The sequence below is a fragment of the Dietzia aerolata genome, assembly GCF_014144865.1.
Taxonomy (GTDB): Bacteria; Actinomycetota; Actinomycetes; order Mycobacteriales; family Mycobacteriaceae; genus Dietzia; species Dietzia aerolata.
Genome location: NZ_JAALDM010000054.1, coordinates 1 through 11,810, shown reverse-complemented (window position 1 = coordinate 11,810; position 11,810 = coordinate 1). Strand labels below are relative to the sequence as shown.

General features: G+C 67.8%; 12 protein-coding genes. 11 read left to right on the top strand and 1 reads right to left on the bottom strand.

Annotation, left to right across the window (positions count from 1 at the left end; translation table 11 throughout):
• The coding region (locus G6016_RS04165; protein ID WP_182631441.1) for an acyl-CoA dehydrogenase family protein at nucleotides 1–598 on the bottom strand (598 nt) is incomplete at its 3' end.
• Between the two features lie 223 nt (nucleotides 599–821).
• Here G6016_RS04165 and G6016_RS04160 point away from each other — a divergent pair.
• The 11 genes from G6016_RS04160 to G6016_RS04110 all read left to right on the top strand — a co-directional run bounded on the left by G6016_RS04160 (nucleotide 822) and on the right by G6016_RS04110 (nucleotide 11,780).
• The gene (locus tag G6016_RS04160) at nucleotides 822–1,016 is read left to right on the top strand and encodes a ferredoxin (protein ID WP_182631440.1); all 195 of its coding nucleotides are present in this window, start codon (nucleotides 822–824) and stop codon (nucleotides 1,014–1,016) included.
• 20 nt (nucleotides 1,017–1,036) lie between these two features.
• Nucleotides 1,037–1,951: a 3-oxoacyl-ACP reductase gene (locus G6016_RS04155; RefSeq protein ID WP_182631439.1), complete on the top strand. Its 915-nt coding sequence runs from the start codon at nucleotides 1,037–1,039 to the stop codon at nucleotides 1,949–1,951.
• 243 nt (nucleotides 1,952–2,194) lie between these two features.
• A complete protein-coding gene (locus G6016_RS04150; RefSeq protein ID WP_182631438.1) occupies nucleotides 2,195–2,959 on the top strand; it encodes an MlaE family ABC transporter permease in 765 nt (254 codons plus the stop codon).
• Between the two features lies 1 nt (nucleotide 2,960).
• The gene (locus G6016_RS04145) at nucleotides 2,961–3,812 is read left to right on the top strand and encodes an MlaE family ABC transporter permease (protein WP_182631437.1); all 852 of its coding nucleotides are present in this window, start codon (nucleotides 2,961–2,963) and stop codon (nucleotides 3,810–3,812) included.
• A gap of 10 nt (nucleotides 3,813–3,822) precedes the next feature.
• Nucleotides 3,823–5,061 (top strand): MCE family protein, encoded by a 1,239-nt coding sequence (locus tag G6016_RS04140; RefSeq protein ID WP_182631436.1) that lies wholly within the window; start codon nucleotides 3,823–3,825, stop codon nucleotides 5,059–5,061.
• Nucleotides 5,058–6,113 carry an MCE family protein gene (locus tag G6016_RS04135; RefSeq protein ID WP_338403508.1) on the top strand — a complete coding sequence of 352 codons (1,056 nt, stop codon included), beginning with the start codon at nucleotides 5,058–5,060 and terminating at the stop codon, nucleotides 6,111–6,113. The genes G6016_RS04140 and G6016_RS04135 overlap by 4 nt, the downstream gene beginning before the upstream one ends.
• Nucleotides 6,106–7,257 carry an MCE family protein gene (locus tag G6016_RS04130; protein ID WP_182631435.1) on the top strand — a complete coding sequence of 384 codons (1,152 nt, stop codon included), beginning with the start codon at nucleotides 6,106–6,108 and terminating at the stop codon, nucleotides 7,255–7,257. Before G6016_RS04135 ends, G6016_RS04130 begins: the two co-directional genes overlap by 8 nt.
• Nucleotides 7,254–8,519, top strand: a complete 1,266-nt coding sequence (locus G6016_RS04125; protein WP_182631434.1) for an MCE family protein — start codon at nucleotides 7,254–7,256, stop codon at nucleotides 8,517–8,519. The genes G6016_RS04130 and G6016_RS04125 overlap by 4 nt, the downstream gene beginning before the upstream one ends.
• Nucleotides 8,519–9,826: an MCE family protein gene (locus tag G6016_RS04120; protein ID WP_182631433.1), complete on the top strand. Its 1,308-nt coding sequence runs from the start codon at nucleotides 8,519–8,521 to the stop codon at nucleotides 9,824–9,826. Before G6016_RS04125 ends, G6016_RS04120 begins: the two co-directional genes overlap by 1 nt.
• Nucleotides 9,823–11,241 (top strand): MCE family protein, encoded by a 1,419-nt coding sequence (locus G6016_RS04115; protein ID WP_182631432.1) that lies wholly within the window; start codon nucleotides 9,823–9,825, stop codon nucleotides 11,239–11,241. Before G6016_RS04120 ends, G6016_RS04115 begins: the two co-directional genes overlap by 4 nt.
• Nucleotides 11,241–11,780 carry an Rv1363c family protein gene (locus G6016_RS04110; RefSeq protein WP_182631431.1) on the top strand — a complete coding sequence of 180 codons (540 nt, stop codon included), beginning with the start codon at nucleotides 11,241–11,243 and terminating at the stop codon, nucleotides 11,778–11,780. Before G6016_RS04115 ends, G6016_RS04110 begins: the two co-directional genes overlap by 1 nt.
• Nucleotides 11,781–11,810: the final 30 nt, after the last annotated feature.

The window sequence follows — 11,810 nt, the reverse complement described above, 5'->3', positions numbered from 1 at the left end:
GCACGAGGATCATCGAGATGCCCTTGTGGCGCTTGGCGTCCGGATCGGTGCGGGCCGCGAGCCAGATCCAGTCCGCGTACGCCACGAGCGAGGTCCACATCTTCTGGCCGTTGATGCGGTAGACGTCCTGGCCCTCGTACTCGCCGGTGCCGGCCTCGCGGACCGCGCGAGTGCGCAGCGACGCCAGGTCGGTACCGGAGTCGGGCTCGGAGTAGCCGATGCCGAAGTGCAGCTCACCGCGGCTGATGCGCGGCAGGAAATAATTCTTCTGCTCCTCGGAGCCGAACGCCATGATGGTCGGCGCGACGGAGTTGATGGTGAGGAACGGGACCGGGACACCGGCGATGGCGGCCTCGTCGGTGAAGATGAGCTGCTCGATCATCGGGCGGTTCCTGCCGCCGAACTCCTCGGGCCAACCCAGGGTCAGCCAGCCGTCGCGGCCCATCTCGGCCACGATCTCGCGGTAGGCGTTGCCGTGGCCGTACTCGCCGGTGGTCGAGGTGAACGCCTCGCGCCGCTCGGGGGTCATCAGTGCCGAGAAATACTCTCGCAACTCGCCGCGCAGCCGTTGCTGATCGGGGGTGTAGGTGATGTCCATGGGTCCCTATGCTCGTCGTCGCTGTTGGAACGTGTTCCAGTTATGCGGATCACGCTAACACCGTGGGGCGCCGGATGGCGGGGCTCGGCGCGGGTGCGGCCCGACCGTGGCCGGTGACTTACACTCATGCTCGAGTAGGAACACGTTCTAGTGTCCCGGCTCACATAGAATCGACCCAGCCCCGGGGGCGCCGTGCCCGCTGGACCGACCAAGGAGAACTGGTATGCGGATTGAAGTGGATCCCGACCGCTGCGAGGGGCAGGCCGTGTGCGTGGGCCTCGCGCCCAAGGTCTTCGAGTTGAACGACGACGACGAGATCGTTCGCGTCATCGTGGACGAGGTGCCCGAGGAGCTCCAGAAGCGGGCCCTCAAGGCTGTGGAGAAATGCCCGATGGCGGCGCTCAAGGCCGTCGAGTGAGTGTGGAGGAGAAACGCGGAATGCTCGATCAGGATCTGTCCCTCGACGGCCGGGTGGCCGTGGTCACCGGCTCCGGCTCGGGCCTGGGGGCCTCGGAAGCCGTTGAGCTGGCCCGGTCGGGCGCGGCCGCTGTCGTGATCAACGACATCCGGGCCTCCGAGGCCACGGATGCGGTTATTGCGGATATCGAGGCCGCGGGAGCCAAGGCGGCTCTCGTCGTGGGCGACGTCTCCGAGCGGGAGACCGCCGACGCGATGATGGCGGAGGCCATCAAGCTGGGCGGCCTGCACGTCGTCGTCAACAATGCGGGTATCACCCGCGACAAGATGCTCTTCAACATGTCCGACGACGACTTCGACGCGGTGGTCAAGGTCCACCTGCGTGGACACTTCCTGCTCACCCGCAACGCCGCCGCCCACTGGCGCGCGGAGGACAAGAAGCGCACCGAGGGCAGCGCGCCGATCTACGGCCGCCTCATCAACACGTCGTCCGAGGCAGGGCTCTTCGGCCCTCCCGGTCAGGCCAACTACGGCGCGGCCAAGGCCGGCATCACGGCGCTCACGCTCTCGGCGGCGCGCGTTCTCGGACGCATCGGCTGTACGGCCAACGCCATCGCCCCCCGGGGGCGTACCGGCATGACCGAGGCGGTCTTCGAGGCGTGGGACGAGTCCCAGGGGCCGGACCCGCTGTCCCCGGACCGCGTGGCCGACCTGGTCTCCTACCTCGCGTCGCCGGCGGCGGCGGGGGTGTCGGGGCAGCTGTTCGTGGTATATGGCGGAATGGTGGCGCTCGTCGAGGCCCCGGTCGTGGAGAAGCGGTTCGACGCTTCAGGGGGCGTCTGGGATCGTCGCGCGTTCGCTGATGCTGTGTCGGGGCACTGGTCAGGGCGCGCGGAGGGCAAGTCCTTCTCGGCCGCGGAGATCATGAAGCTATGACCCCGACAGGTGGCCCCTGACGTGTTTATATGAGTTCACGCCAGGGGTCGCTGTGATGGGTGGGGCACATGTTAGATTCCGTCCACATAATGCAAGGGGTCCGCTCCGGGGGTGCCGAGGAAGCCCTTGCGGGGTAGAACGTGTTCTAGCTAGTCTGTTACCGCGATCACACCGTGTGGTCACCGTCGCGTGACTTGATCGAGACCTGTGGTCCGGGGGATGAAAGGTAGGAGGGGGGGCGTCATGGCGAATGTTCTCGACAAGCCACTCAGGGGAGTCGGCGACTTTTTCGCGATGACGCTCGACACCTTCGTCGCGTTCCCGTCGATCGTCCGCCAGGGGCGCGAGTTCATCGACCAGTCGTGGTTCATCGCCCGCGTATCGATGATGGCCACGATCCTCGTGGCGATCCCGTTCACCGTCCTTGTGAGCTTCACGCTCAACATCCTGCTGCGGGAGATCGGTGCGGCCGACCTCTCGGGCGCCGGCGCCGCGCTCGGTGCGGTCACCCAGGTCGGACCCATGGTCACCGTGCTCATCGTCGCGGGGGCCGGGGCCACCGCGATCTGTGCCGACCTCGGTGCCCGCACCATCCGCGAGGAGATCGACGCGATGGAGGTGCTGGGCATCGACCCGGTCAAGCGTCTCGTCGTTCCGCGCGTGGCCGCCTCGACGTTCGTCGCGCTCCTGCTCAACGGCCTGGTGTGCACGATCGGCATCCTCGGCGGCTTCCTGTTCTCCGTCCTCCTCCAGGGCGTCAACCCCGGCGCGTTCGTCAACGGCATCACGCTGCTGACCGGGCTGGGTGAACTCGTCCTGGCCCAGGTCAAAGCCGGCGTCTTCGGCATGTTGGCCGGCCTCGTCGCTTGCTACAAGGGGCTCTACGTCCGCGGCGGGCCGAAAGAGGTCGGCAACGCGGTGAACGAGACCGTGGTCTTTGCCTTCATGTGCCTGTTCGTGGTCAACACGGTCATCACCGCCGTCGGCGTCAAGGTTCTGGGAGCGTGACATGGCGGTGATAGAGACCACGCGGTTCCCGCGCCTGTCGCGTGCTCGCCATCGGGCGATCGGCGGGTTCGACAACTTCGGCGATCACGCCCTGTTCTTCTGGCGCGCGCTGGCGGCCACGCCCCGCGCGCTGACCCAGTACCCCAAGGAGACGCTGCGGCTCATCGCCGAGATCGCCATGGGAACCGGTGCGCTCGCGATGATCGGCGGCACGGTCGTCATCGTCGCCTTCCTCACCCTGGCCACAGGCGGCGTCATCGCCGTGCAGGGCTTCTCCTCGCTGACGGATGTCGGCGTGGAGGCGCTCACCGGCTTCTTCGCCGCGTTCATCAACGTCCGTATCGCCGCGCCGGTGATCGCCGGCATCGGTCTGGCGGCCACCATCGGCGCCGGCGCCACCGCCCAGCTGGGTGCCATGCGTGTCTCCGAGGAGATCGACGCGCTCGAGGTCATGGCCATCGATTCGGTGACCTACCTGGTGTCCACGCGCATCGTCGCCGGGATGATCGCGGTGATCCCGCTGTACTCGCTCGCGGTTATCGCCTCGTTCCTGGCGAGCCGCTTCGCGACGGTCGAGATCTACGGTCAGTCCGGAGGCGTCTACGACCATTACTTCTCGACGTTCCTCATTCCGACGGACATCCTCTGGTCGTTCGTCCAGGCCATCGCCATGGCCATCACGATCATGCTCATCCACACCTACCACGGGTACAACGCGGCAGGCGGCCCCGCCGGTGTCGGCGCGGCCGTGGGCAACGCGGTGCGCACGTCGCTCATCGCCGTGGTGACGGTAACCCTTCTCGTCTCGCTCGCGATCTACGGCGGAGACGGCAACTTCAACCTGTCTGGATAGGAGAGACGATATGGCGAGGACGGTGAGCCAGAGCGACACGGTGCCCAAGCGCATCGCGGCCGCGGGCCTGGCGTTGTTCATCGTCGTGGTGGTCGCGCTGTCCCTGCTCCTGTTCGTCCGGGCATTTGACAGTCGCGTCCCGATCACGGTGCGAAGTGACCGCGCGGGACTGGTGATGGAGGAAGACGCCAAGGTCCGCTCGCGCGGCGTGGAGATCGGCAACGTCACCCGGATCACGCAGGAGTTCGACGGCGCGACCCTGGATCTCGAGGTGGATCCTTCCGCGCTCGAGGCCATCCCCGCGAACTCCCCGGTCTCGATCGGCTCCAACACCGTGTTCGGCGCCAAGTCCGTCGACTTCGGCGCGCCCGCCACACCGGACGCCACCACACTGCAGGCCGGCGCCATCGTCGAGGCCACCAACGTCACCACCGAGGTCAACACCCTGTTCCAGGACCTGTCGGACCTGCTCATCGCGATCGAGCCGGAGAAGCTCAACGCCACGCTCGGCGCGATCTCGGGTGCGGTCGACGGACGAGGCGAACAGGTCGGCCAGACGATCACCGACCTGAACGCCTACCTGGAGGAGATCAACCCGCAGATCGAGACGCTCCAGCGCGATCTGGCCAAGGGCTCACGCGTGGCGAACCTCTACGCGGACGTCACCCCGGACCTCATGCGGATGCTCGACTCCGGCACCGATGTCGGCGCGAACATCGTCAACAACCAGGCCCGTTTCGAGCAGCTGCTCGTCTCGGCGATCGGCACCGGCGAGACCGGTAAGCGGCTCCTGTCGGAGAACGGCGACGAGTTGGTCAAGGCACTGTCCGACCTGCGTGCCTCGGCCAGCCTGCTCGGGGAGTACTCGCCCATGCTCACCTGTCTGATCGTCGGCCTCAACCAGGGCGTCGAGGGAGCCACCTCGGCGTTCGGTGGCAAGGACCAGCCCGGCCTGGTGTTCAAGGCCGGCTTCCAGCAGGGCGCGCGTGCGTACGAGTACCCCAAGGACCTGCCCAAGGTGAACGCGAGCACCGGGCCGCGCTGCTACGGACTGCCGTTCCCGGACCCGGATGTCCACGCGCCGTTCGTCGTCACCGACACCGGCTCCAATCCCGTGGAGGGCATGCCCGACGTGTTTACCTCGCGCCCGGGGCCGCTCTTCGGCCCGCTGAAGCCCACCGAGCCCGGCCAACCTGCACCTCCGACCCTGCTGCAGGTCATGCTCGGCATGGACCAGGAGACCCCGTGAGCACCGGGCGCGCAGGAGCGCGCGAGATGCGGGCGACCACCGTCAAGCTCGGGATCTTCACCGCGGTGATGGCCCTGGTGCTGGCCGGACTGGTCGTGGTGTTCAGCGAGTACCGGTCGGGCGACTTCGAGCGCTACAACGCCCACTTCGCGGACGTCTCGGGGCTCGAGTCCGGGGACAAGGTCCGGATCGCCGGCGTCGAGGTGGGCCAGGTCAGCAAGGTCGACCTGGCCGAGGAGAACACCGCCCGGGTCCGTTTCTCCGTCGCGGGTGACCAGGTGGTCCACCAGAGCACCGAGGCGGTGGTCCGGTACGAGAACCTCACCGGCGACCGCTACCTCGAGCTCAAGCGAGGGGAGGGGGACCAGGCCCCACTCGAGCCCGGTGGGACCCTGCCCCTGGCGCAGACCGCTCCGGCGCTCGACCTGGACGCCCTGCTCGGTGGGTTCCGGCCGCTGTTCCGGGCACTGGACCCGGCCCAGGTCAACCAGCTCTCCGAGTCGATCGTCAAGGTGTTCCAGGGGGAGTCCGGGACCGTCCAGGACCTGCTCGCCACGACGTCGTCGCTGACCCAGGCCCTCGCCGACCGCGACCAGCTGATCGGGGACGTGATCACCAACCTCAACTCGGTGCTCACCACGGTGGCCGACAACCACGAGAACGTCGACTCGATCGTCGACGACCTGCAGCAGCTCGTCTCCGGGCTGGCCGCCAACTCGGAGCCGCTCGCGGAGTCGGTCAGCCGGCTCAACGACACGAGCGCCAACATGACCACCCTGCTGGCCGACGTGCGCCCCTCCCTCAAGGAGGACATCGCGCAGATCGATCGCGTGGCGACCCTCATCAACGAGGACGAGGAGTTCGTCGAGAACGTGATGAACCGCCTGCCGTCGGACTTCGAGAAGATGGGCCGACTCGGCGTGTACGGCAGCTTCTTCCAGTTCTACCTGTGCGGTGTGATCGTCGAGATCACCAACCCGGCCACCGGCCAGCCGCTATACCTTCCGCAGTACGAGCAGACGACGGGACGGTGTTCGTTCCCCGATGAGTAAGAAGAACAATGACGGCGCGCCGCCCAAGGCGCCCCGCGGACAGCTCCGGTTCCGCGACCGCGATCCCAAGGTGATCGGGATCTGGGGAGCGGTCGGGGTGGTGGCCCTCATGGGGATCTCGCTGAACTACGACCGCATCCCGTACATCAACGGCACCCACGGTGCCACCGTCTACGTCGCCGACGCCGCCGGGCTCAGCACCGGCGACGAGGTGCAGGTGGCCGGTATGCAGGTCGGCACGGTCCGGGGGATCGAGCTCGACGGCGACAAGGTGCGCGTGCGTTTCGACATCGACACCGACGTCGAACTCGGCGCCGACACCTCGGCCCAGATCAAGACCGACTCCATCCTCGGCCGCCGCGCCCTCGGCGTGTACTCCGACGGTCGCGGCACGCTGGAGGACCGCACGATCCCCCTCGAGCGCACCTCCGTGCCCTACTCCCTGACCGCGGCGCTCGGCGACCTCAGCGACACCGTCGAGGGCATGGACACCGACTCGGTACAGGACGCACTCGACGTGCTGGCCGAGACCATGGAGGACTCCTCGCCGGAGGTCCGCGGAGCCATCGACGGGATCACCCGGCTGTCACGCTCGCTCAACGAACGCGACCAGGCGGTCCGCGAACTCCTCGACAAAGCGGCCTCGTCGACCGACGTACTGGGCCAACGCAGCGAACAGATCAACCAGCTGATGGTCGACGGCAACACCCTGTTCATCGCCCTCGACATGCGCAAGCGCGCGCTGAGCGAGCTCATCACCAACATCGATGAGCTGGCCCGGCAGCTGTCCGGGCTGGTGCAGGACAACGAGGCCCAGATCGGGCCGGCGCTCGACAAACTCGAGAACGTGACCGACCTGCTGATCCGCAACAAGGACGACATCGACCTGGGCCTTCGCCGGATCGTGCCGTTCTCCACCGCGCTGTCCGAGGCCGTCGCCTCCGGGCCGTGGTTCAACGCCTACGTGTCCAACCTGTCGTTGGGCCAATACCAGCAGTCCCTCCTGCGGGACCTCATGCCGCTGATCGACGACCGCGTCCAGCCCGAGCCGGGGCTGGTCACCGAACCCACACTGCCGGGGTACCCGGGCCTGACGACCATGGACGAGTTCCCCGGCTGGGGCGAGAAGAGGTTGCCGCGATGAACCGATTCCTGCCCGGCACCGCCTCCAAGGTGGTCGCACTGGTCGCCGTGGTGGCGCTCATCGCCGGCGCCGTGTGGTTCCTCTCCGCACGCACCAAGACCATCACCGCGTTCTTCCCGTCAACCCAGGGCGTCTACGAGGACGACACCGTCCGCGTGCTCGGCGTCCGGGTCGGGAAGATCACCGACATCACCACCGAGGACGGATTGTCCAAGGTCACCATGAAGGTGGACCACGACGTCCCGGTTCCCGAGGACGCCAACGCGCTGCTCGTGGCGCAGTCGCTCGTCGCCGAGCGCTTCATCCAGCTCACCCCGGCGTACACGGGAGGGGAGGAGCTGGCGGACGGCGGCACCATCCCCGCGGAGCGGACCGCGGTGCCCGTCGAGTGGGACGGCGTCAAGGAGCAGCTCATGAAGCTGTCCACCGCGCTCAGCCCGGCGCAGGGCGAGACGACGGGACCGCTGGGCGAGTTCGTCGACTCGGCCGACGCCATGTTCGAGGGCAACGGCCACGAGATCCGCGACGCGCTCGCCGAGGTCTCCCACACCATGTCGATCATGTCCGACGGTCGGGAGAACCTCTTCACCACGCTCAAGAACCTGCAGTTGTTCGTCACCGCCCTGTCCCAGAGCGAGGAACAGATCGTCTCCTTCGGCGGCCGGCTCGCCAGCGTCTCCGAGGTCCTGGGCAACCAGACGGAGGGCATCGACGCCGCACTGCGGGATCTCGACCTCGCGGTGATGGACATCAACCGCTTCCTCGAGAACAACGGCGACCGGCTCGCGGTGAACGTCGACAAACTCGGCCGGGCCACGGAGGTCGTCCGCGATCGCCGGGCGGACCTCGAGGGCATGCTGCACGTCGGCCCCACCGCCATGGCGAACTTCTACAACATCTACCGCCCCTACCAGGGCGTGCTCAACGGCGTGCTGTCGATGAACCAGATGGCCAACCCGACCAACTTCATCTGCGGTGCGATCGCCGGACTGGCCAACAACACCTCGGAGTCGGACGCCGAACTGTGCGCCCAGTACATGGGGCCGCTGTTCAACTCGCTGACCTCCAACTACCCGTACGGCACGGTGGCCCCGCCCATCACCCCGACCGCCGAGCCGCACCAGATCTGGGAGCTGCAGAAGCCGGGTACCCAGACCCCGCCGGGCGTGCAGCCGCCGTCCGCGCGTCCCGACCCGTTGGTCAACGTGGTCAACAAGGGCGACAACCTGACCGACACCCTGCTCGTGACGGGAGGTGCGTGATGAGCGCGGCGAGTAAAGACCCACGGGGCCTGCGTCGGCGGATCCTCGGTGCGGCAGCACTGGGAAGCGCGGTGTTGCTCACCGGTGCCGGTTGCGCGTGGGACGGGCTCAACTCGTTGCCGCTCCCCGGAGCCGAGGGCAACGGGGACGGCGCGTACGAGGTGACGATCGAGATGCCCAACGTCACCACCATCACGCGCAACTCCCCAGTGCGCGTCAACGACGTCAACGTCGGCTCGATCAGTTCGATGCGGGTCGAGGACTACACGGCGATCGTCACCGTGTCCCTCAACGGGGACGTCCGGCTGCCCGCCAACGCGCACGCAAAGATCGGGCAGACCAGCCTGTTGGGCTCCCAGCACCTCGAGTTGTTCCCGCCGCCGGACGGTGGTGCGGAGGGGACGCTGGAAGCCGGCGACGTGATCCCGATCGAGCGGGCTGGCGTCTACCCCACCACCGAGCAGACACTGTCCGCCCTGTCCGTGGTGCTCACCGACGGTGGTCTGGCCCAGTTCGAGACCATCGCGCAGGAGTTCAACGCCGCGTTGGACGGCCGCGAGCTGGACGCCAAGGAGGTCATCAACCAGTTGGAGACCACCGTGAGCGGCCTCGACGACCAGCGGGCGGACATCATCGCGGCGATGGAGGGGCTCGACCGTCTGTCGCGGCAGATCGACGAGCAGAACGACACCCTCGCCAAGGCACTGGCGCAGATGCCCGAGGCGGTGTCCCTGATCAACGACCAGAAGCAGGAACTCACCACCGCACTGGTCTCGCTCGGCGACTTCGGCAACAAGGCCAACCAGATCATCGACGCCGGCGGCGGGAAGAACCTCGCGGACAACCTCCGCGACCTCGCCCCGGTGCTCGAGGGTTTGGCGAACTCCGGCCGCGACCTCACCCGCGTGATGAGTTCGCTCATCACCTTCCCCTTCCCGCAGGCCGGTATCGACAACTTCCTGCGCGGGGACTACGCCAACCTGTACATCCACGCCGACGCCACGATGCCGCGACTGGCCGAGACCCTGCTGCTGGGCACGGAGTTCGGCAACCGCATGGCCGGCCTCGAGGGTTACGTGGGCCTGGCCCCGGGGTCGATGGTCAGTCCCGACCCGTTCTCCCTGGATGTCGCACCGACCGACCCGGCGGCCACCGACCCCTTCGCCATGGTCGACCCCGGCGCCGGAGCAGCGGACGGAGCCGGAGCGGGGGATGCCGCCCCGGGCGAGGGCGGCGGCGGCGCCACGGGGACCGGCGGCGAGGCCCCGACAGGACCTGCCGACCCGACCGAGGAGGCCCCCCGATGACGCGGCTAGTGAAAATCCAGCTGACGATCTTCTCCGTGGTCACGGTCCTTGCGCTGGCGATCATGTCGATCGTCTACCTGCAGGTGCCCCGGGCACTCGGCTGGCAGCGCACCGACGTGGCGCTCGAGATGCCCGACACCGGCGGCCTCTATCAGAACGCCAACGTCTCCTACCTCGGCAGCACCATCGGCCGGGTCGACTCGGTGACGCTCAAGCCCGGGAAGGTCGTGGCCGAGCTCCACTTCGACTCGCGTGCCGACGTGCCGGAGAACGTCCGTGCCGAGATCCGCAGTGTGTCGGCGGTCGGCGAGCAGTACGTCGAGTTCGTCCCCGACGGGACCCCGGAGGGCCGGATGTCCGACGGCACCGTGATCGGCGAGGACCGTGTCGACATGCCGCAGAGCATCGGCCCGGTCCTGGACCAGGCCACCGTGCTCATGGCCTCGATCGACGACGCCAAGATGCGTCGCGTCATCTCCGAGTCGTTCGACGCGTTCAACGGCTCGGCCCGCGACCTGCAGCAGTTCCTCGACTCCGCCCAGCTCCTGCTGGAGGAGGCCCAGCGGAACTCGGGCGTCACCCGACAACTGATCGCCGACGCGGAGCCCGTGCTGGACTCACAGCTGCGCTCCTCCGACGCGATCCGGGCCTGGACGTCCAACATGGCCGACATCACCGACCAGCTGCGCGAGAACGAGCCACAGCTCACCTCGCTCATCCAGCGCGGCCCCGACGCCCTGGGCCGGGCCACGAAGGTCCTCAACGAGCTGCAACCCACCATGCCGGTCCTCGTGGCCAACCTGGTCAGCGTCGGCGAGGTGGGTGTGGTCTACAACCCGGCGATCGAGCAGCTGCTCGTGATCTACCCGGCGCTGGTGTCGGCGCTGATCACCGCGATCAACGGCGCCAAGGACACCGGCGAGATCAAGGTCGACTTCAACCTGCAGATCAACGAGACCCCGCCGTGCACCACCGGGTTCCTGCCCGCCGAACAGCGGCGCTCCCCGGCAGACCTGTCGGTACCGCCGCTCATCAACGGCATCTACTGCAAGGTCCCCAAGGACTCCCAGACCACCGTGCGCGGCGCCCGCAACCTGCCGTGCATGGAGTTCCCGGGCCGCCGCGGGGCCTCCCCGGAGGAATGTCGCGCCGACAACTACGTGCCCGAGGGCATCAACCCGCCGGACACGAGCGAGGTCGGGCCCCCCGGGAACAATCCCAACGCCTACAACGTGGTGCCGTCGGGCAACACCGGGGAGCCGGAGATCACCACCTCCGCCGCCGTGTACGACTCCGACACGGGGGAGTACTTCGGTGCGGACGGCAAGACGTATCGTCAGCTGAACCTCGGCACGGACAGTCGACTGGCCGCCGATGCCGACCTGGCTGACATCCTGACGAACGGAGTGACCTAGTGGCACAGCCTGACCAGAGCCCCGGAGACGGGAGGACCGGGCTGACCGTGGCCGCGGTGATCGCGGCCGTCTGCCTCGTGGCGGCGATCGTCGCGACCGGACTGTGGGTCAGCGAGCGGACCGGTGCCGCGTCCGTCCGCGCCGACCGCGCCTCCGCCGCCGAGCTCGACGCCTCCTACCGGGACTTCGCCACGACGGTCATGACCAAGCTCATGACCATCAGGCAGGAGACCCTGTCCGAGGACGTCGACGAGATCGTCGGTCTGATCGAGGGCGACTTCTCCGAGCAGTTCGCCCCCCGCCGCGACTCGTACGAGGACGTGGTGACCACCACCAACGTCGTGGCCGACGGCACGGTGTCCGCCGCGGCCGTCGAACACTCCTATCCGGACAGGGCCGAGGTGATCATGGCCATCGACCAGACCATCGGTAACCCCAAAGCCGACGAGGACCAGGACCGCCAGTACCGCGTCCGCGTGACGGTCAACCGCCACGACGACGGCGTGATGAAGGTGTCGGGGGTGAACTTCATCCCGTGAGCACCGCAGACCAGAGCACCCCGGACCAGA